This is a genomic window from Halomonas sp. BN3-1 (genome assembly GCF_003056325.1).
Taxonomy (GTDB): Bacteria; Pseudomonadota; Gammaproteobacteria; order Pseudomonadales; family Halomonadaceae; genus Halomonas; species Halomonas litopenaei.
The window spans coordinates 15,379-36,130 of the sequence record NZ_PYVV01000023.1 but is presented as its reverse complement, the minus strand read 5'-3'; the positions used below and the strand labels follow the sequence as shown (position 1 = coordinate 36,130).

The window sequence follows — 20,752 nt, the reverse complement described above, 5'->3', positions numbered from 1 at the left end:
GAGAGCGCAGGAGTGGCCAGGTTGCAGGGGTAGGGCGATCTCGGCAGCGCGGTATGGACAGGGCGATCTCGACAGGGTGAGCTTGAAGCCAGTGCAAGGAGCGACGATGCGGGTGGTCAGCGATTTTCCGCGCAAGGTGATGGAGCAGGAAACCTGGATTCCACTGGCCGACGGCACGCGTCTGGCTGCCCGTATCTGGCGGCCGGTCGACGCCGACGATGATCCGGTGCCGGCGATCCTCGAGTACCTGCCTTATCGCAAGCGTGACCTGACCGCGGAGCGAGACGCTCAGGTGCATCCTTACTGGGCCGGGCATGGCTATGCCGGGGTTCGCGTCGATATCCGAGGCACCGGCGAATCCGATGGCGTACTGACCGACGAGTACCTGCAGCAGGAACTGGACGACGGGGTGGCGGTACTCGAGTGGCTGGAACGCCAGCCCTGGTGTACGGGAAGTGTCGGCATGGTCGGTATTTCCTGGGGGGGCTTCAACGGCCTGCAGATCGCCGCCATGCGCCCACCGCAGCTCAAGGCGGTCATCACCATCTGTTTTACCGATGACCGCTACGCCGATGATATCCACCATATGGGTGGCTGCCTGCTGGCCGACAATCTTTCCTGGGCGTCGACCATGTTCGATGGCAATGCCATCCCGCCCGACCCGGCGCTGGTGGGTGGCGACTGGTTCAGGATGTGGCTCGATCGCCTGGACGGCAGCGGCCTCTGGCTTTCGCGCTGGCTTCAGCACCAGCGACGTGACGACTACTGGAAACATGGCTCGGTGTGCGAGGACTACAGCCGTATCCAGGTGCCGGTGTACGCCATCAGCGGCTGGGCGGATGGTTACTGCAACGCCGTCTTCCGGCTGCTGGCCGGTTTGACCTCGCCACGCAAGGGGCTGGTGGGCCCCTGGGCTCACAAGTACCCCCACCTCGGGGTACCGGGGCCGGCCATCGGCTTCCTGCAGGAAGGGCTACGGTGGTGGGACCACTGGCTGAAGGACCAGGATACCGGGATCATGGACGAACCGATGCTGAGGGTCTGGATGCAGCAATCGATGCCGCCATCGGCGCGCTACAGCGCTCGTCCCGGTCGCTGGGTCGCCGAGCCGAGCTGGCCCTCTCCCCACATCATGTCCCGGAGCTGGCGGCTGACCAGCGGACATGACCTGCGTGGCGAGGACGGCACCGACGCGAAGGACGGCGATGACGACGAGAGCCTGGATATCCGCTCGCCGCTGTCGGTGGGCCTGTATGCCGGCAAGTGGTGTTCCTACAACGCACCGCCGGATCTGCCTCACGACCAGCGTGACGAGGACGGCGGCGCCCTGATTTTCCAGACGCCCCGGCTCGAGCAGGATCTGGAAATCTGTGGTGCCCCATCGGTGCAGCTGGAACTGTCCGCCGACCAGCCGGTGGCGATGGTGGCGCTGCGTCTTGTCGATATCGCCGAAGACGACAAGGCGACACGGGTGTCCTATGGGGTGCTCAACCTGACCCATCGTGACAGCGACGAACACCCGGAGCCTCTGGTGCCGGGGCGCCGCTACCGCGTGACGGTGTGTCTCAAGCATATTGCCCAGCAGTTTCCGGCGGGGCACGCCATCCGGCTGGCGATCTCGACCAGCTACTGGCCGCTGGTATGGCCTGCGCCAAGGCCGGTACGCCTGACACTGTGGCCTGGTGCCTGTCGCCTGGTGCTGCCGACCAGGGTCCCCAGGCCGGCGGAAGAAGCGGCTCTGCGCCCCTTCGAGGAGCCGGAAGGGGCGCCACCGCTGGCCAAGACGCTGCTGCAGCCTTCCCAGGAAAGCTGGAAGGTGATCCGAGATCTGGCCAATGACCAGACCACACTGGAGGTGTTCCACGACGAGGGCAGCTACCGGCTGGACGATATCGCGCTGGACATCTCCGGCTCGGTGACCGAGCGCTACAGCTATTCCTACGGCAACTACGACAGTGTTACCGGCTGGACCGAGTGGCAACGTACCTTCCGCCGGGGGGACTGGGAGATCCACACCCTGACCCGCACTCGGCTGACCAGCGACGCCGACAGCTTTCGGGTGCGTGCCACCCTGGACGCCTGGCAGGGCGATACTCGAATCTTCTCGCGAAGCTGGGATGAGGTCTTCCCCCGGGATCTGGTCTAGGGCTTGTCTGAAAAGTGCCTGCGCTCGGTAATACGGCGTTAAAAATCGTCTGGTACGCCAGCCCGGTCAAAATACTCATTTACACCCCGTAAACTGCGCTTTCTCACCGATTTTTGCCTTGTCTAACCTTCGCTCGTCGACTTTTCGGACAGCGCCTAGGGCGAGCTTGGCGATCCGTCGCCTTGACGATGGAACTGGCGGCGGCGGAAGTCGCGGGGAGCCACTCCGCTGAGCCGCTTGAAGAAGCGGGTGAAATAGGCGGGCTCGGAAAATCCCAGGCCATCGGCGATCTGGGCGATGGTCAGGTTGGTATAGGTCAACTCGCGCTTGGCTTCGAGCAGTAGACGCTGGTGCAGCACCGCCAGGGCGCTTTGGTCCGCCAGGCGCCGGCACAGGGCGTTGAGGTGGGCCGCGCTGATGTCCAGCTCGCGCGCCATTTCCTCGATGCTCGGCTGCTGGCGAAAGCGCCGCTCGATCAGTGTCTGGTAGCGGGCCAGGTGGCCGTGGCCGGGATCGGTGCTCACGGCAGACCTGGCCCGGGTGGCCGGATGCGTCGCCAGGCGAGCCGCTTCCACCGTCAGCGCCTGGATCAAGGCGTCGAGCAGCACGTCGCGGTCCCGCGCCGGCCGTCGGTATTCCCCGTCGATATGTTCCACCAATGCCTGCAGTCGGTGTCTGGCGTCGGCTAGTGCAGTGACTCCCGCGCTGCGCCAGACCCTGCTGGCGTCCGGCAGTACCTGCTCGAGGTGGCTGACCAGCGGTGCCGCCAGGGTCAGGATGTGGCCCTGGATGTTCGGAGCGAAGGCAAACCCGTGAATGGTGAGCGCAGGCACCAGGATCAGCAGCGGGGCGGCCCGCCGTTGTCGGCTGTCTTCCAGTTGCAGTTCGACCTCGCCCGCGTACAGCAGCAGCAGGTGAGTCAGGTCGACGTGGCGGTGAGGATGGATGCGCCAATCGTGAAGCCGACTGCGTTCGGCGATGGACTCGCAGTGCAGCAGGTCGGGGGTCGGCCAGCTACCGGTTTCCCCGTAAAGGGTAAAGGTGGGAACCGCTGACGATATCGTGGTGGACGGGGTCTCGGGGTTCATGGTCTGCGCTCCTGGCGGTTGCCGGGGGGGTGATTGAGCGTGACTACGACAAATGTCAGGGTAGATTCCGCGAAAAGTCCAGTTTGTGGCGAGGAATATGCCTTATCTGGGGTGGTGTTTCAGCGAAAAATACAAGGCATAACCATAACGTTCCGCTGACGAGGTAGCCACCATGACGACAACATCTTCCCCCGAGCGTATCGATAGTGAACTCACGACCCAGGTCGCCATCATCGGGGCCGGGCCCTCCGGACTGCTGCTGGGGCAACTGCTCAGCCGGGCCGGGATCGACAATGTGATCGTCGAACGCAAGAGCGGCGACTATGTGCTGGGACGTATTCGTGCCGGGGTGCTCGAGCAGGGCATGGTCGACCTGCTGCGTGAAGCCGGCGTCAGCCAACGCATGGATGCCGAGGGCCTGCCCCACGACGGCTTTGAGCTTGCCTTCGACAACCGCCGGGTACGCGTCGACCTTGCGGGGCACACCGATGGCAAGCAGGTGATGGTGTACGGCCAGACCGAAGTCACCCGGGACCTGATGGAAGCACGCGAGCGAGAAGGCGGTATCAGCTACTACGAGGCCAGCGACGTCACCCCCCATGATCTGGAGAGCGAGTCGCCCTCCCTCACCTTTCAGCATGAAGGCAAGGGGTACCGTCTGCGCTGTGCCTATGTGGCGGGGTGCGATGGATACCACGGCGTGTCACGCCAATCGATCCCGCAGGAGCGTCTGAAGACCTTCGAGCGGGTCTATCCGTTTGGCTGGTTGGGGCTGTTGTCCGATACGCCACCGGTGACCGATGAGCTGATCTACGCACGCCACGAGCGGGGCTTCGCCCTGTGCAGCATGCGGTCGGAGAATCGCAGCCGCTACTACGTGCAGGTGGGCCTCGATGAGAAGGTCGAGGACTGGTCCGATGAGCGTTTCTGGGACGAACTGAAACGGCGCCTGCCGGATGACGTGGCCGAGACTCTGGTGACGGGACCTTCGATCGAAAAGAGCATCGCACCACTGCGCAGCTTCGTGGTCGAGCCGATGCAGTATGGTCGCCTGTTTCTGGTGGGGGACGCCGCCCATATCGTGCCGCCCACCGGTGCCAAGGGGCTGAACCTGGCGGCGAGTGACGTCAACACCCTGTATCGCCTGCTGGTGAAGGTGTTTAACGAAGGGCGCAGCGATCTGATCCCGCGCTACTCCGAGGTGTGCCTCAAGCGTATCTGGAAGGCCGAGCGCTTCTCCTGGTGGATGACGTCGATGCTGCATCGTTTCAGCGACGAGGAAGACTTCGAGGCGCGCATGCAATTGGCGGAGCTCGATTATCTGACCGGCTCGACAGCGGGCCTGACCACCATCGCCGAAAACTACGTGGGGCTGCCCTACGAACCCCTGGAGTAGCGTCATAGAGGTATCTGCCGGCGAGGGACCTGCGAGGGAAAAGCGGCTCTCGGTCAGGGGCAATACCGACATCGGGGCATCGACAGGGAAAGGTGCAATGGGGTCGACGTTGACCTGGTGAGGGCTCGGGGCGTGTCCTGCCGCTAGGCAGCTTCCGGTGCATCGCGTAAGGTCGTGATTCTGCTTCCCGGTCGATGTCGAACCCCATGAAACAAGAGAGCTTGACCCCATTTCAGATCCTGATTCTGATCCTCTCCTTTTACGTGCTTGGTGCCATGGCGGTGCAGGAGCTGAATGACCTGCCGCCGGAGGTCGATGACCTGATTTTCAAGCTGGACCTGGTGGTCTGCGGCTTCTTCTTTGCCGACTTCTGCATCCGTTTTCACCGTGCGGAAAGCAAGTGGCGCTTTATGCGCTGGGGCTGGATCGATCTGCTGGCGAGTATCCCGGTGAGCTTCTTGATGGCTGGCCGTCTGGTGCGCGTAGTGCAGATCATCCGCATGCTGCGCGCGATCAAGTCGGTACACCTGATCTGGAACCTGCTGTTTCGCAACAAGGCCAAGGGCATCTTCGCCTCGGTGGCCTCGGCCACGGTACTGCTGTTGATCTTCGGCTCGGTGGTGATCCTGGTGGTGGAAGGCCCCAATCCGGAAAGTGCCATCGATACCGCCGAGGAGGCGCTGTGGTGGGCCTTCGTCACCGTCACCACGGTGGGGTACGGCGATTACTATCCGGTGACGTCGCTGGGACGGGTGGTGGCGGCGCTGTTGATGGTGGCTGGTGTGGGTCTGTTCGGTAGCTTCGCGGCCTACGTCGGTTCACTGTTCATCGATGATCAGGAGGACGAGTCCGAACGGCTGCATCGGGTCAATCGAGACATGCTGCGAGAGTTGCACCGCGAGGTGCGAGAACTCAAGGCCGAGGTGGTGGCCCTGAGGGGGGCACTCGATGCCAGCAGCGACGCCCCGTCAAGCGGACAGGTTGCCCGCGAAGACCGGGCAGGCGGGTCTGATCAGGTGCCCGAGCCCGGTCCCGAACGGCTGCCGGGAGGCGATCCGCGCGAGTGACACGCACTCGTCGCTGCATCGCCCGCCGGGTGCTTCACTTGACCTCATACTGGCCTTCCCACACGCGGGCATCGTCCTGGCCGGGGGCTCGGGTGGTCGCCCCCGGCGTGATGTCGTCGGCATGATCGGCGCGGTAGGCCTCCATGCGCTTCTTCATGCGGTGACGCACCAGCGGCATCAGCGCCAGTCCCACCAGGCTCAGCACCAGGGCCATCATGGTGGCCAGCACCAGGGTGACGGCGCCGACCAGGGTGGCGAGAACCAGCTTGAAGCCACCCATCCGGCGGGTGGGGCGTGTCTGGCGAGCGCGTTGCTGCCAGCGGGACGCCGCCCTCCAGGCGGCGTTGTGCTGGTAGTCGTCGGTGCTGAAGGAATGATCAGTCGTCATGCTGGACTCCGGTCACGTCAAAGGTATGGCGATCGAGGCGGACCTCGAGCTCCTGGTGCTGGGCGTCGTAGCCTTCGATCTCGATATCACCTGTACGGTCGACATCCAGCGAGCTGAACAGTTCCAGGCCGGCCGACTGGGCGGCGTCCAGCGCCTTGCCGACATCGTCGCCGCTGAGGCTCCAGGTCGGGATTTCGCTCTGGCGCCGCTGTTCGCCCAGCAGGCTGCCGTCACGCAGGTCCATGTCGACGTCCAGGCGCCAGCCGTCGTCGCGCCAGCCTTCCGCCTCGAAACGATCGCCGTCGTCGATACCCAGCTCATCGTAGTGGGTGAAGCCGTACTCCCCGGTGCTGGCCAGCAGGCGGTCGATCTCCTCCCGGTTGACGGCTTCATCGTCGGCCATGGCGGTGGTGGCGAGGGTGCCGCTCAAGGTCAGGGCGGCCAGGCTCAGGGTGACAGTCTTGTTCATGCTGGGGACTCCATTCGCTGTTGAGGTAAGCTCACCGTGTGCTTGGTGATCTCGGCGAGTGGGACCATCCTGACAGGGGGGACCTGTCGCCAGCCTGACGGGATCGTTCATCTTTCATTCATCTGCAGTGGGTCAGACTTCGCCTCATGACCTCCAAGACACTTTTCTTGCTATGCACGTCCGTGATGGCCGCGAGCCTGGCCCAGGCCCCGCGCCCGAGTGACGACGTCAGCCTCGCGGCACTGGCGAGCGAGTCGCTGGGAATCAGTTTCGCCCGCGCGGATGACGACTGGCGTGACTTGCACCAGGAGGTGCGTGAAGGCCGGCTGGTGGCGTTGCCGACGCTGCTGGACTGGCTCGATGAGCGCTACGACGGGCAGGTGCTCGAAGTGGAGCTCGAACGTGACGACGGCAGAATCCTCTACGAGATCGAACTGGTCGGCGCCCAGGGACAGGTCGTGGAGTTCGAGTTCGACGCGGGCAGTGGTGAGCTGTTGAGCATCGAAGGGGTCGGCATCGATGCCATGCAGCGCCCCTCGCCGCAGAACACTGACTAGCCTGCGGGGATCACCGCAATACAGGGATGATGCCGGAGGAGGCGTGGCATGAAGATTTTGCTGGTCGAGGATGACCAGGCGCTGAGCGAAGCGCTCGCCGCCTCCCTCGAGGAAGGCGGGCTGCTGGTGGAGGTCGCGGCGACCGGAGGCGAGGCGGATTTTCTGCTGCGCACCGAGCGCTACGACGCAGTCGTGCTCGACCTGGGACTGCCGGATGGCGATGGCACGCGCTGGCTGGCCCAGTGGCGCGACGACGACATCGACCTGCCGGTGCTGGTGCTGACCGCGCGAGAGCGCTGGTCCGACAAGGCAGCCGGCTTTTCTGCCGGGGCTGACGACTACGTCACCAAACCCTTCGAGACCGCCGAAGTCATGTTTCGGCTGCGGGCCCTGGTGCGCCGCAGCCACGGCCACGCCCACCCGGTGCTCAGCGCCGGGGCGCTCAGCTTCGACACCCACACGGGGGCCGTGACGCTGGCCGGCAGGCCGGTGGCGCTGACGGCTCAGGAGTCACGGTTGTTGTCCTACCTGATGCATGCCCGCGAGCGGGTGGTCAGTCGCGCCGAGCTGGCCGAGCACGTCTACGACCGTGACCATGAACCCGATTCCAACGTCATCGACGTCCAGATCAGTCGCCTGCGGCGCAAGCTCGGCAGCGAGCGGATCGAGACACGGCGCGGCGAGGGCTATCGCCTGGTGACCCCGGCGGGAGAGGATGCGCCGTGACGCCGCCGCGCGGTTCGCTGACCCGGCGGCTGCTGCTGGCGTCGCTGGTGCTGGTGCTGGTGATCCTGCCGCTGGTCGGCGGTGGGCTGTCCTACAGCTTTCGCGAATCCGCCTCGGCCTCGTTCGACGAACGCCTGTCGTCGATGCACCGGGTGCTGCTGGCGGCCCTGGATCGAGACCCCCAGAGCGGTGCCCTGGTGGTCAACGACAGTCTCGGCGATGCGCGCTTCGATCAGGTGTTCTCCGGTTGGTACTGGCAGATCAGCGACGGCGAGCGCCTTTCCCGAGGCTCGCGTTCGCTGTGGGATCAGCGCCTGCCGATCACCGCCTCCCCGGACACCGTCTGGCGCACCATCGAAGGGCCTCGTGGGCAGCGGCTGAGGCTGGTCGAGCGTTCCCTCAGGCTGTCGGGACATCCCCACCCCGTTCACGTCAGCCTGGCGGTCAGCCGTCAGGAGCTCGATGCCGAAGTGGCACGCTTCGAATGGCTGCTATGGCTGTCGCTGCTTGGGCTCGGCGTGCTGTTGCTGACCGGCCTGGCGCTGCAGATCCGCTGGGGGCTGGCGCCCTTGAGGTCGCTTCACGCGGATCTGGCGGCGGTCAAGGGCGGCCAGCGGGAGCGCCTCGATACCCGGCTGCCGACCGAGCTCGCGGAACTGGCGATGACCATGAACGAGGTGCTCGACCATGACCGGCGGCTGATCGAGCGCGGTCGCGCCACCGCCGGCAATCTGGCCCACGCGCTCAAGACGCCGGTCAGCGTGTTGATGACCCAGGCGGAACGCCTTCCCGAGACCGAGCGAGCCAGGATGCGCCAGGAGCTAGGGCGTATCGATGCTGCCGTGCGCCACCACCTGGCCCGTGCCAGCGCCGTCGGCAGCGCCGCCCTGGCCGCCAGGGTACGCTTGGCCAGGGTGCTGGCGCCGGTGCTGGACGGCCTGTCTCGGCTGGCCAGGCGTCGTGGTATCCGTCTCGAGACCCGCGTGGCGGATGGGCTGGCGCTGCGCATCGATCCCAACGATCTGCAGGAGCTGACCGGCAACCTGCTGGAGAACGCCATCGACTGGGCGCGCACCCGGGTCGAGCTCGATCTCTGGCTCGAAGGCGACAGCGTGCGCCTGCGGCTGGAAGATGACGGTCCGGGCATGAGCGCGCAAGAGCGTGAGGCGGTACTCAAGCGCGGCGTGCGTCTGGATGAGCGCCGCCCCGGCAGTGGGCTGGGGCTTTCCATCGTCGAGGAACTGGTGTCACTGTACGGCGGCACGATGACCCTGGATCCCGCGGCGCTCGGTGGACTGAGGGTAAGCGTCACGCTGCCCGGCGGCTTGCTGGAAAAGGCGCCGGCCGAGTAAGCCTGCGTTGTGCCGGTGTCCCTGGCTTGCGATGATGCAGGCTGTACGATCAGCCAGAGAGACGATGCGTGGACAAGTTCGAGGTCAAGCTGGACCAGGCCGCACGAGCCGCCTGGCTTTCCTATGTGGGTGGACAGACGCAGGATGAGATCGCCGCACAGCTTGGGGTCTCCCGGCCGGGCGTGCAGCGACTGCTGGCGCTGGCCAGGCAGGAAGGCCTGGTCAAGGTCCATATCGACCACCCCGTGGCCCACTGCACCGCACTGTCCCAGGCCATCCGTGAACGCTTCGAACTGGACTACTGCGACGTGGTGCCAGCGTCTGCCACCGCCGAGGACAGTACCCCCTACCTGGCGGTGGCCGGCGCCGAGCGTCTGTCACGCATCATCGAGCGCAGCGAGCCGCAGACCCTGTCGCTGGGCTCCGGCCGCTCGATTCGTGCGACCGTGGAGGCCCTGAGCCGGATCGACCGTCCACGTCATCGCTTCGTCTCGCTGGTCGGTAACGTGGCCAGGGACGGCTCGTCCAACCGCTACGACGGGGTCATGGTGGCGGCGGACAAGACCGGTGGCGAGCGCTACCTGCTGCCGACGCCGGTGGTCGCCAGTTCGGTCGAGGAGAAGCGGGCGCTGGCGGCACAGCCGCTGTTTCGCGCCATCGGCGAGGTGGCCGAGCAGGCCAGCGCGGCCTTCGTCGGGGTAGGGCGGATCGATCGCCAGGCGACGCTGTTTCAGGATCATTTCATCAGCGAGTCGGAACTCGACGAGCTGCTGGCGCTGGACGCCGTGGGAGAGCTGGTGGGCTGGCCGATGGATGCCGATGGCCGGTTGATCGACTGTTCCACCAGTCAGCGAGTGACCAGCCTGCCGCTGACCACGCTGAAGCGTCAGGCAATGGTGGCGGTGGCCGGAGGCCGCGACAAGGGGCCGGCCATCCTGGCCGCGCTGCGCGGCGGCTGGTTGACCAGTCTGATCACCGATGATCAGGCGGCGCGCTATATCGTCGAGCGCCTTTCCTCGCAAATCTAGGCAGCACGGCTGCTGTATCGTCGAGCGCCTTTGCCTGGTCCCCTTCCTGACACCCTCGCGCCCTTCCTGGCACCCTCGCGCCCCGGCGGCTCGCAGGGGCGCAAGGGTGTTGTCTGATGCGCTGCTTCGTCACTTCGTGTGGATCTGGCCTGCTTGCCTTCATGCCTTCACGCCTGCTGGTGCTGCAACTGCTGCTCCTTGCGCGTGGTGATCGCCTTGAGCTTGAGCGATGCCAGCATCCCGACGATGCCCATGCAGGCGATGTAGCCGAAGTACAGCTGGTAGGCGGTGACCGCCTCGAAGCGTGCCGACAGGAAGCCGTATATCTGCGGCAGGAAGATGTCCGGGGTGTAGGCGAGCAGCGAGATTACGCCGATGGCCAGTCCCGCCACCTCCATGGAAATATCGCAGTCGTCGAGTATCGCCCAGTACAGTCCGCGCAACGCATAGGTGAGCACACCGATCATCAGCACCACCGCCAGCAAGGCCACCGTGCCCACCGAGGTCGGCATCAGGATCAAGGTGGCCAGAAAGGCGGTGGCGCCTAAAAACAGCAGTGCCAGCACATTGGTCTTGCCGAAGCGGTCACCGAGAAAGCCGGCGGTGATGCCGCCGATAGGGCGCATCCACAGCTTGGCCACGGTGATGGCGCCGGCGGCGACGGCGGTGACGCCATATCCCTCCTGGACATAGGCCGAGAAGGAATAGGTCGCCCAGAACAGCTGGTAGCCGCACAGGATGATAAGCGCAACCAGCCACAGCGCCGGAATCGACGCCAGATGCTTGAGGTCGGCGAGTACATTGCCGTTGGTCTTGAACTTCTTGGCGCGTATCTCGGAGCCGTCATGGCGAGTGAAGAAGATGAAGGTCAAGGCGGCGATCACCAGACAGGTGAACGAATACATGTAGACCACCACCTTGAGCGCCTCGGTGGTGTTGTCCTGCTGGTCGTTGAGGTAGTACGCGAACAGGCTGATCGCAATGGTCGCCAGGATCGCCTCGATCAGTCCGCGCCCGCCATCGAGGATACCGAAGAAGCGGCCCTGCTCGTCTTTCTTGGCCAGCATCTTCACCCCCTTCAGCATCGCCGACCAGAAGGTCAGTCCCGAGGTCAGTCCCCAGCCGAGAAAGACCATCGTCAGCATGACGCCGGAAGGGATGGTCGCGAACAGTAATCCGAGCAGCCCGGTGCCGGCCATGGAGACCGTCACCAGCAGGCGGGGCGAGAACTTGTCGGCGAGCCAGCCGCTGGGCAGGTAGCACAGGAAGAACACGACACCCAGCATGGAATAGAAGTTACCGAGTTCACTCGAGGTGATGTTGAAGACCTCGAGGATCGGTGTTTCGAAGTTCTGGCGCAGGTAGAGCAGGGGATAGATGGACCCTGCCGCCAGCAGCATCAGACTGAACTGAAAGTAGCGCTTGCGATTGGACTTGTTGGCGATGGCCGGAGGCAGAGCAGCGTGGTCTGTCATTGTTGTGGCTCCCTCGATCCAGGATCGATTGGCTTGGCATGCGTGGTGGCGTGGGGCCTGCAGGCATGCTCGGCGAGGCCCTGGCCGGCGCTTCACGCAAGGGCCCCGGGGCACCGGACGAGAAGGCGGGGAAATAAATGACAGGTCGCGCGGTGGATCTGCAGAAGTGCCGCAAAGGACGCATCGAACTGCCGGATCAGCGATCGATCGAAGCCTAGGAGGCGGGTCTGAGAGCGTCAATTTTATTCCATATAGGGAATAAGGTTTCTATATATGGAAAATAAGGAGGAGCTTGGGGTAGTTGATTGATTTTAAAGAAAGTACTGACTGCTACAACGGCTTTTCGAGGTAAGGGGCCAGGCTGAAGCCAGGAACGGGAAAATACGATGGGAGGATGAAAAGCCTTTAAACAACAAGGTAATGAAGAGGCTGAATATCTAATATTTGCTGTTTTGTGCGAGCTCGGTGAAGGCCAGACGTTTGGCTGATTTACGTCGATGAGTGGTTGCCGGGGTAGGGGCTGAAAGGCGTCCGTGTACCGCTAAAGTCTAAAGCTATCGGCTTTGCGTTTTGTGTGGCTGTGTCCGATCATTTGATCATCAAGAGATTTGATTGATCATTTTCTGGGAGAGGTATCCGCAGCGTTGGCTTGCTCGGATGCACGCAAGGCCCGACCACCACGACGAGTCCGAGGATTCGCGTCGGCGGTACAACAATATCCCCGCCAAGCGGGTAACGATCAGGAGTGCGCCATGAAGCCGTCTTACACCCTCCGTCCTCTTTGCGCGGCGCTGTCCAGGCCGCTGGTGCCGGCAAGCGCGCTGGTGCTGTCGCTGGGCGCGTCAGCCGCCCAGGCCGAGACCATCACCGTGGCCACCGTCAACAACAACGACATGGTGATCATGCAGAGCCTGACCGAAGCGTTCGAGAAGGCGCATCCGGACATCACCCTCGACTGGGTGGTACTGGAAGAGAACGTGCTGCGTCAGCGCATGACCACGGATATCGCCACCCAGGGTGGCCAGTTCGACGTCATGACCATCGGCAGTTACGAGGCCCCGATCTGGGCCGAGCGAGGCTGGCTCGAGCCGCTGGATGATCTGCCCGAGAGCTATCAGGTCGATGACCTGCTGGGACCCGTGCGCGATGGCCTGAGCCACGAAGGCAGCCTCTACGCGCTGCCGTTCTACGCCGAAAGCTCGATGCTCTACTACCGCAAGGATCTGTTCGCCGAGGCCGGTATCGAGATGCCCGAGCAGCCCACCTGGAGCCAGGTGCGTGACTGGGCAGAAGCCCTGCACGACGACGACGGCGAAGTGGCCGGCATCTGTCTGCGTGGCAAGCCGGGCTGGGGCGAGAACATGGCCTTCGTCTCCACCCTGACCAACACCTTCGGTGGCCGCTGGTTCGACATGGACTGGAACGCCCAGATCGACAGTCCGGCCTGGCAGGAGGCGGTCGCCTTCTACGTCGACCTGCTCGACAACTACGGGCCGGCCGGTGCCAGCTCCAATGGCTTCAACGAAAACCTGGCGCTGTTCTCGCGCGGCAACTGTGCCATGTGGGTAGACGCCACCTCGGCGGCGGGCAAGCTGTTCGATGCCGATGAGTCCCAGGTCGCCGACCAACTGGGCTTCGCCCCGGCGCCGGTGGCCGAGACCCCCAAGGGCTCTCACTGGCTGTGGGCCTGGGCGCTGGCCATCCCCGCTTCTTCGGATGCCAAGGATGCGGCTCGTCAGTTCGTGACCTGGGCCACCTCGCCGGAGTACGTGGCCCTGGTCGGCGAGCGTGAAGGCTGGACCAGCGTGCCCCCCGGCACCCGCCAGTCCACCTACGACAACGCCGAGTACATCGAGGCCGCGCCCTTCGCCAGCTTCGTGGTCGACGCCATCAGCAAGGCCGACCCGCTCGACTCGAGCCTCGAGCCGAACCCCTACGTGGGCGTCCAGTTCGTCGGCATCCCCGAGTTCCAGGCCATCGGCACCCAGGTCGGCCAGATGGTGGCCTCGGCCCTGACCGGCGAGACCAGCGTCGAGCAGGCGTTGTCCGCCGCCCAGCGGGCCACCGAGCGCACCATGAAGCGCGCCGGCTACACCGACTGAAGCTCGTTCGCGGGCCGGCCTCCACGGTCGGCCCCTGGCTCCGATCGCCTGCGGACTTACCCCGCAGGCCTGACCAAGCGTGATCCCCCATGAACAAGAACCGTACTTCCGGGCGCACCGTCGGAGGGCTTCGCACCCTCTCGCTGCAGGCGCCGGCCGTTACTCTGCTGCTGCTGTGGATGATCGTGCCGCTGGCGATGACCGTCTGGTTCTCGTTTCAGCGCTACAACCTGTTGATGCCGAGCATGACCGGCTTTGCCGGTTTCGAGAACTACGAATACCTGCTGACCGACCCGGCGCTGTGGTCGGCGATGGGCACCACCCTGCTGCTGGTGGGCTGGGTACTGGCCATCACCGTGGTCGGTGGCACCCTGCTGGCGGTGCTGTTCCAGCAGGACTTCATGGGGCGTGGCGTCGCCCGAGTGCTGGCGATCTCGCCGTTCTTCGTGATGCCCACGGTCAGTGCCCTGGTGTGGAAGAACATGATGATGCACCCGGCCAACGGCGTGTTCGCCTGGCTCGCCGAGAGCCTGGGGCTGCCGGCGGTGGACTGGTTCTCGAGCCTGCCGCTGACCTCGATCATCATCATCGTGTCCTGGCAGTGGCTGCCCTTTGCACTGCTGATCCTGCTGACCGCGATGCAGTCGCTGGACGACGACCAGGTCGAGGCGGCGCGCATGGATGGCGCAGGCCCGGTGGCGATCTTCTTCTACATCACCCTGCCGCACCTGAAGCGTGCCATCAGTGTGGTGGTGATGATCGAGATGATCTTCCTGCTGACGATCTTCGCCGAAATCTTCGTCACCACCTCGGGCGGACCGGGGCTGGCCACCACCAACCTGGCCTACCTGATCTACATCCGCGCGCTGCTCGACTTCGACGTGGGCACCGCCTCCGCCGGCGGCGTCATCGCCATCATCCTGGCCAACATCGTCGCCATCTTCCTGGTGCGCATGGTGGCCAAGAACCTCGAGCAGTAGCGCCTTGCGGCCGCTGACGACCCATCGACCAACAACAAGCTGACGAGGTGCACCACATGACCACCACCACTACCACCGGCGACAGCGTCAAGGCGCCGGTCGCCGACGCCGGGCGAGGTGCCTCGGCCCTGCGCGCCCAGCGCAGGCGCAAGTTCGGCATCACCCTGCTGGGCTGGGGCGTGGCCCTGATCATCTTCTTTCCGATCTTCTGGATGATCGTCACCGGCTTCAAGACCGAAGCCGAGGCCATCGCCGATCCGAGCCTGATCTTCACCCCGACGCTGGAAAGCTATGTCGAGGTACAGGAGCGGGCCGACTATCTCAAGTTCGCCTGGAACAGTGTTGTCGTTTCCTTTGGTTCGACCCTGCTGGCGCTGTTGATCGCAGTGCCCTCGGCCTATGCCATGGCTTTTTTGCCGACCAAGCGCACCAAGGGCACCCTGCTGTGGATGCTGTCCACCAAGATGCTGCCCTCGGTGGGCGTGCTGGTACCGATCTATCTGCTGTTCCGCGACTTCGGCCTGCTCGATACCCGCATCGGCCTGACCATCGTCTACACCTTGATGAACCTGCCGATCGTGGTGTGGATGCTTTACACCTTCTTCAAGGACCTGCCCAGGGAGATTCTGGAAGCGGGCCGCATGGACGGTGCCAGTACCTTCCAGGAGGTGTGGTACCTGCTGCTGCCGCTGACCCTGCCGGGGATCGCTTCCACCGGATTGCTGTCGGTGATCCTGAGCTGGAACGAGGCCTTCTGGAGCCTGAACCTGACCACCTCTCAGGCAGCGCCGTTGACCGCCTACATCGCTTCCTTCTCCAGCCCCGAGGGACTGTTCTGGGCCAAGCTGTCGGCGGCCTCGACCATGGCCATCGCGCCGATCCTGATTTTTGGTTGGTTGACTCAAAAGCAAATGGTCCGTGGCCTGACCTTCGGCGCGGTGAAGTGAGCGAACTGATCGACGAGAAACTTCGGCTGGCGCTCTTCACAAGCCCAGAAACAAATGGTCCGTGGTCTGACCTTCGGCGCGGTGAACGACGCACCGGCATTCAGATATTCCAGGCGGCGCCGAGGCGCCCCTGACAGAACTTCGAGGACAACAAGATGGCAACACTGACACTCAACCAGGTGGTCAAGAGCTTCGGCGACACCCACGTCATCAAGGGCGTTGATCTGGAGGTCAAGGACCAGGAATTCGTGGTCTTCGTCGGCCCGTCCGGCTGCGGCAAGTCGACCCTTTTGCGGATGATCGCGGGACTCGAAAGCACCAGTGACGGCGATATCGTCATCGATGGCCAGCGGGTCAATGACCTGGGGCCGGCGGAGCGGGGGCTGGCCATGGTGTTCCAGAGCTATGCGCTGTACCCCCACATGACGGTGGAGGACAACATGGGCTTCAGCCTCAAGCTGGCGGGGGTGTCCCAGCAGGAACGCCGCCAGAAAGTGCTGGACGCGGCGAAGATCCTGCAGCTGGAGCCCCTGCTCGAGCGCAAGCCCAAGGCGCTTTCCGGCGGTCAGCGCCAGCGTGTGGCGATCGGCCGCGCCATCGTGCGCAACCCCAGCATCTTCCTGTTCGACGAGCCATTGTCCAACCTGGACGCGGCGCTTCGGGTCCAGATGCGCATCGAACTGGCGCGTCTGCACGAAGAGCTCAAGGCGACCATGATCTATGTGACCCACGACCAGATCGAAGCCATGACCATGGCCGACAAGATCGTGGTGCTCCAGGGCGGCGTGGTGGAACAGGTCGGCTCGCCGATGGAGCTGTATCACCATCCGCGCAATCGTTTCGTGGCGGGGTTCATCGGCTCGCCCAAGATGAACTTCCTGAAGGTCGAAGCCGTTGCCGGCGACGCCCAGGGGGTCGAGGTGCGTGTGCCGGGCGGCGATACCGTCAAGGTGCCGGTGGAAGGTGACGAGGTGGCCCAGGGCCAGGCGCTGGAGCTCGGCATCCGTCCCGAGCATCTGATGCTCGACGACCAGGGACCGCTGAAGGCCAGCGTCAGCGTGATCGAGCGGCTGGGCGGACAGACCTCGCTGTACGTGGAGATGGACGGCGACTTGCTGACGCTGATGGTGGATGGCGACGTGACCCACCGGGTGGGAGATGAGATCCGCTTCGGCTTCGAGCCGGGCCGGGCACATCTGTTCGGTGAGCAGGGTCTGGCGCTGGCAAGCCTGGAGCGTCACCCGCTGGCATCTCTGACCCGCCAGGACAATCGTGCCGCCAGTACCGCGGAAGCCTGAGGAGCGACCATGACGACCCTGATCTTCGACTGCGATGGCGTGCTGGTGGACAGTGAGGTGATCGCCGAGGCGACCCTGGCCGAGCGGCTGGCCGAGTGGCTACCCGACCTCGACGTCGAGGCGGCCCTGAATGAAGCCCTGGGCCGCACCACCGCGGCGATTCTCGAACTTCTCGACGGCCAGAGCGCCCACGCGCTGCCCAAGGACGCGCTGGCCCTGCTCGACGACGAGATCGAAGCCCGCCTCGCTCGCGAACTCACCGCCATCGATGGCGTGGCGCAGGCGCTGTCGGCGATTCCCGGTGCCAAGGCGGTGGTCTCCAACAGTCGTCGTCAGCGGGTCGTCGCCTCGTTGTCGCGCACTGGTCTGGATCAGGTGCTGGGCACGGCGCCGATCTTCTGTGCCGAGCAGGTCGACAAGCCCAAGCCCGATCCCGGCGTCTACCTGCTGGCCGCCGAGACCCTGGGGGTCAGCCCTGGTGCCTGCCTGGTGGTCGAGGACTCCATCGCCGGTGCCAGCGCCGCGCTGGCCGCCGGCATGACGGTCATCGGCTTCGTCGGGGCAAGCCATCTGCCCGCCGATCACGCCGAACGGCTGAGCCAACTCGGTGTGTGGCAGGTGATGACCCATATGGCGCAATTGCCCGCCCTGGTGTCCAACTGGCAGCAGCGTCAGCAGGCCAGCGCATGAAAGACGGCTCTGTTGGCCCGGTGGCGGGCAAGCTCCAGGACAAGACCGCCGTGATCACCGGTGGTGCACGCGGGATCGGGCTCGCCATCGCCCGGCGTTACGCCGAGGAGGGCGCGCGCGTGGTGATCGCCGATCTCGACAGCGAGGCCATCGACGAGGCGCTGGAAGGTTTCGACCGCGAGCGTGCGATGGGTACTGCGCTGGATGTCCGCGACAACGCCGCCATCACTGCTATGGTTCGAAAGGTAGAGAAACGTTTTGGCGCTATCGACGTGCTGGTCAATAATGCGGCGGTATTTGGCATGGCGCCGGTGCTCGAGGTGGATGAGGCCGACTTCGAGCGCCAGTTCGCGGTCAACGTCAAGGGACTGTTCTTCACCCTGCAGGCGGTGGCCAGGGCCATGGTCGAGGCGAAACGTGGCGGTGTCGTCATCAACATGGCCTCCCAGGCCGGGCGGCGTGGCGAGCCTCTGGTCAGCACCTACTGCGCCACCAAGGCAGCGGTGATCAGTCTGACCCAGTCCTGCGCGCTGGACCTGATTCGCCACGGTATCCGTGTCAACGCTATCGCCCCGGGGGTGGTCGATACCCCCATGTGGGACGAGGTCGACGCCCTGTTCGCCCGCTACGAGGGACGCCCCTTGGGCGAGAAGAAGCGACTGGTCGGCGAGGCGGTGCCCTTTGGCCGCATGGGGCGACCGGACGATTACGCCGGCGCTGCGGTGTTTCTGGCCAGCGCCGACAGCGACTATGTCATCGCCCAGACCCTGAACGTCGATGGCGGCAATTGGATGAGTTGAGCCACGGGCACGAGCGAGGTGACAGATGACCCCCACCATGGAAGCGATCGCTGACGAACTGCTGACGCGCAGCGAGGGCAGGGCGCGCTATATCGTTGCTATGGCCGGCCCGCCGGGGGCCGGCAAGTCCTTTCGCTCCGCCTGGCTGGCGCGTCAGCTCAACGAGCGGCAACCCGGCGTCGCCGAGGTGGTGCCCATGGATGGCTATCACTTCGACAACGGCGTGCTGGAATCGCAGGGGCTGCTGCCCATCAAGGGCGCGCCGGAAACCTTCGATGTGGATGGCCTGCGCCATGACCTGGCGCGGCTGAAGCGAGCCGACCGGGACGTGGCCGTACCGGTATTCGACCGACCGCTGGACCTGGCGCGTGCGGGCGCCCGGGTGATCACGCCCGGTCATCGGGTGCTGATCGTCGAGGGCAACTACCTGCTGCTGGATCACGGGCCCTGGCCGGCGCTGGCGGACTACTTCGACTTCAGCCTGTTTCTCGAGGTCGCCGATACGGTGCTCGAGCAGCGATTGATCGAGCGCTGGCTCGGCATGGGCCAGGACCAGGCCGGGGCCATCGCCAAGACCCGGGACAAGGACATGCTCAACGCGCGCCTGATCAAGACCCGCTCGATCACCGCCGATCTCCACTGGCACTAGCCAATCCCATTTTTGGAAAGCGGCTCTGCTTTCTCATTGTTCATCTGGCGGAGAGCCTTCATGACACGACTTTGCAACGCGGAACTGGCTGGCCTCGCTCCGCATATCTCGGTGCCCAGCTACGATCGTCGGGCGCTGACACCGGGCATCGCCCATTTCGGCGTCGGCGGTTTTCATCGGGCCCATCAGGCCATGTACCTGGATCGTCTGATGGAAGCCGGGCAGGCCCATGACTGGGGTATCGTCGGCATCGGCGTGATGCCAGGCGACAAGCGCATGCAGGAGGCGCTGGCCAGCCAGGACCACCTCTATACCCTGGTGGTCAAGCATCCCGATGGCGCGCTGGAACCCCGCGTCATCGGTTCGATCATCGATTACCGCTTCGCGCCGGACGACCCCGAGGCGGTGATAGAGACACTGTCGGACCCGACCATCCGGATCGTCTCGTTGACGGTGACCGAGGGTGGCTACAACGTCCACCCGGTCACCGGCGAGTTCGATCTCGATGCCGCCGAGGTGGTGTATGACCTGTGCAACCCCGAGCGTCCGCGTACCAGTTTTGGCCTGATCGTCGCGGCGATCGAGCGCCGGCGCGAGCGCGGCATCCCGCCCTTCACGGTGATGTCCTGCGACAACATCCCGGGCAACGGCGAGGTAGCGAGGCGCATGTTCACGGCCTTTGCCTACGCTCGTGATCGCGCGCTCGGGCAGTACGTCGAGGCGGAAGTGCCTTTCCCCAGTTCAATGGTCGATCGCATCACGCCGATGACCACGCCGGGCGACATCGAGGAGCTTTCCGAGCGCTTCGGACTGGAAGACGCCTGGCCGGTGATCTGCGAACCCTTCACCCAATGGGTGCTGGAGGATCATTTTGCCAGTGACCGACCGGCGTTTGATGAGGTCGGCGTGCAGCTGGTCGAGGACGTCGAGCCCTACGAGCTGATGAAGCTCAGGTTGCTCAACGCAGGCCACCAGGCGCTTTGCTATGTCGGCTATCTGGCCGGCTATCGTTACGCCCATGAGGTCTGTCAGGACCCGCTGTTCATCGACTTCCTGCTTGGCTACATGGCCGAGGAGGGCAGCCCGACACTGCCTCCGGTCCCTGGCGTCGATCTCGATCAGTACCGGCACACCCTGATCGAGCGCTTCGCCAATCCCGAGGTGAGAGACACGCTATCGCGGCTTTGTGCTGAAAGCTCGGACCGAATCCCGAAGTGGCTGTTGCCGGTCATTCGTCACCAGCTCGAACACGGCGGCGAACTCAAGCGTTCTGCCGCGGTGGTGGCAAGCTGGGCGCGCTACGCCGAAGGCGTGGACGAGCAGGGCCAGCCCATCGTGATCGTCGATCGCTGGAAGGATCGGCTGACCGAGCTCGCCGGTTCCCAGCGCGAGCACCCCACCGCCTTTATCGAGAACCGTGAGCTGTTCGGGGATCTCGCCGACTCGCCGCGCTTCGTGGTGGCCTACGTCGAGGCGCTGAAGCTGTTGCAGGACAAGGGCGCCAGGGCGACCCTGGAGGCGCTGGCGTCCTGACCCACCGCTGAGCGCGTCGGCTTCGACGCACCGTGTCGATGCGCCAACGAGGAATCTTTTC

19 protein-coding genes are annotated in these 20,752 nt (G+C 64.6%); 15 read left to right on the top strand and 4 right to left on the bottom strand.

Going from position 1 to position 20,752, the window contains the following annotated elements:
* Window positions 1-106: 106 nt before the first annotated feature.
* Window positions 107-2,146: a CocE/NonD family hydrolase gene (locus C9F12_RS21540; RefSeq protein WP_045995305.1), complete on the top strand. Its 2,040-nt coding sequence runs from the start codon at window positions 107-109 to the stop codon at window positions 2,144-2,146.
* Between the two features lie 155 nt (window positions 2,147-2,301).
* On the opposite strand, the gene C9F12_RS21535 is transcribed toward C9F12_RS21540, so the two are convergent.
* On the bottom strand, window positions 2,302-3,234 hold the full coding sequence (locus C9F12_RS21535) for a helix-turn-helix domain-containing protein (RefSeq protein WP_108450166.1): 933 nt from the start codon (window positions 3,232-3,234) through the stop codon (window positions 2,302-2,304).
* Between the two features lie 172 nt (window positions 3,235-3,406).
* Between C9F12_RS21535 and pobA the strand changes: the two genes are divergently transcribed.
* Together pobA and C9F12_RS21525 are read left to right on the top strand one after the other, a co-directional pair.
* Window positions 3,407-4,630, top strand: coding sequence for a 4-hydroxybenzoate 3-monooxygenase (pobA, locus tag C9F12_RS21530; RefSeq protein WP_108450165.1), 1,224 nt, complete (start codon window positions 3,407-3,409; stop codon window positions 4,628-4,630).
* A 221-nt stretch (window positions 4,631-4,851) separates the two neighbouring features.
* Window positions 4,852-5,697, top strand: a complete 846-nt coding sequence (locus C9F12_RS21525; protein WP_240184326.1) for an ion transporter — start codon at window positions 4,852-4,854, stop codon at window positions 5,695-5,697.
* A 34-nt stretch (window positions 5,698-5,731) separates the two neighbouring features.
* Here the strand turns inward: C9F12_RS21525 and C9F12_RS21520 are convergent, their stop codons facing one another.
* Entirely contained in the window at window positions 5,732-6,085 is a 354-nt protein-coding gene (locus C9F12_RS21520; RefSeq protein WP_108450163.1) for a hypothetical protein, read from the bottom strand.
* Window positions 6,075-6,554: a PepSY domain-containing protein gene (locus C9F12_RS21515; RefSeq protein WP_162816547.1), complete on the bottom strand. Its 480-nt coding sequence runs from the start codon at window positions 6,552-6,554 to the stop codon at window positions 6,075-6,077. The genes C9F12_RS21520 and C9F12_RS21515 overlap by 11 nt, the downstream gene beginning before the upstream one ends.
* A 167-nt stretch (window positions 6,555-6,721) precedes the next feature.
* Between C9F12_RS21515 and C9F12_RS21510 the strand changes: the two genes are divergently transcribed.
* The 4 genes from C9F12_RS21510 (at window position 6,722) to C9F12_RS21495 (ending at window position 10,217) form a co-directional block, all read left to right on the top strand.
* The gene (locus C9F12_RS21510) at window positions 6,722-7,111 is read left to right on the top strand and encodes a PepSY domain-containing protein (protein ID WP_240184325.1); all 390 of its coding nucleotides are present in this window, start codon (window positions 6,722-6,724) and stop codon (window positions 7,109-7,111) included.
* A 48-nt stretch (window positions 7,112-7,159) separates the two neighbouring features.
* Window positions 7,160-7,837 (top strand): response regulator transcription factor, encoded by a 678-nt coding sequence (locus C9F12_RS21505; RefSeq protein WP_045994628.1) that lies wholly within the window; start codon window positions 7,160-7,162, stop codon window positions 7,835-7,837.
* On the top strand, window positions 7,834-9,189 hold the full coding sequence (locus C9F12_RS21500; protein ID WP_108450160.1) for a HAMP domain-containing sensor histidine kinase: 1,356 nt from the start codon (window positions 7,834-7,836) through the stop codon (window positions 9,187-9,189). The genes C9F12_RS21505 and C9F12_RS21500 overlap by 4 nt, the downstream gene beginning before the upstream one ends.
* A 68-nt stretch (window positions 9,190-9,257) precedes the next feature.
* Window positions 9,258-10,217, top strand: coding sequence for a sugar-binding transcriptional regulator (locus tag C9F12_RS21495; protein ID WP_045994626.1), 960 nt, complete (start codon window positions 9,258-9,260; stop codon window positions 10,215-10,217).
* A gap of 167 nt (window positions 10,218-10,384) precedes the next feature.
* On the opposite strand, the gene C9F12_RS21490 is transcribed toward C9F12_RS21495, so the two are convergent.
* Window positions 10,385-11,692, bottom strand: a complete 1,308-nt coding sequence (locus tag C9F12_RS21490) for an MFS transporter (RefSeq protein ID WP_108450159.1) — start codon at window positions 11,690-11,692, stop codon at window positions 10,385-10,387.
* 752 nt (window positions 11,693-12,444) lie between these two features.
* On the opposite strand from C9F12_RS21490, the gene C9F12_RS21485 reads away from it, so the two are divergent.
* From C9F12_RS21485 to C9F12_RS21450, 8 genes are all read left to right on the top strand, one after another.
* Entirely contained in the window at window positions 12,445-13,794 is a 1,350-nt protein-coding gene (locus C9F12_RS21485) for a sugar ABC transporter substrate-binding protein (protein ID WP_108450158.1), read from the top strand.
* Between the two features lie 89 nt (window positions 13,795-13,883).
* Window positions 13,884-14,774, top strand: a complete 891-nt coding sequence (locus tag C9F12_RS21480; RefSeq protein ID WP_045991261.1) for a sugar ABC transporter permease — start codon at window positions 13,884-13,886, stop codon at window positions 14,772-14,774.
* Window positions 14,775-14,830: 56 nt separating this feature from the next.
* Entirely contained in the window at window positions 14,831-15,721 is an 891-nt protein-coding gene (locus C9F12_RS21475) for a carbohydrate ABC transporter permease (RefSeq protein WP_045991260.1), read from the top strand.
* 155 nt (window positions 15,722-15,876) lie between these two features.
* Complete coding sequence (gene ugpC, locus C9F12_RS21470) at window positions 15,877-17,019, top strand: sn-glycerol-3-phosphate ABC transporter ATP-binding protein UgpC (RefSeq protein ID WP_045991259.1); 1,143 nt, start codon at window positions 15,877-15,879, stop codon at window positions 17,017-17,019.
* 9 nt (window positions 17,020-17,028) lie between these two features.
* Window positions 17,029-17,709, top strand: a complete 681-nt coding sequence (locus C9F12_RS21465) for an HAD-IA family hydrolase (protein ID WP_045991258.1) — start codon at window positions 17,029-17,031, stop codon at window positions 17,707-17,709.
* Entirely contained in the window at window positions 17,706-18,509 is an 804-nt protein-coding gene (locus tag C9F12_RS21460; RefSeq protein WP_108450157.1) for an L-iditol 2-dehydrogenase, read from the top strand. The genes C9F12_RS21465 and C9F12_RS21460 overlap by 4 nt, the downstream gene beginning before the upstream one ends.
* Window positions 18,510-18,534: 25 nt before the next feature.
* Window positions 18,535-19,158 carry a nucleoside triphosphate hydrolase gene (locus C9F12_RS21455; RefSeq protein ID WP_108450156.1) on the top strand — a complete coding sequence of 208 codons (624 nt, stop codon included), beginning with the start codon at window positions 18,535-18,537 and terminating at the stop codon, window positions 19,156-19,158.
* A gap of 60 nt (window positions 19,159-19,218) precedes the next feature.
* Window positions 19,219-20,691, top strand: coding sequence for a mannitol dehydrogenase family protein (locus C9F12_RS21450; protein WP_108450155.1), 1,473 nt, complete (start codon window positions 19,219-19,221; stop codon window positions 20,689-20,691).
* The last annotated feature ends 61 nt before the right edge of the window (window positions 20,692-20,752 follow it).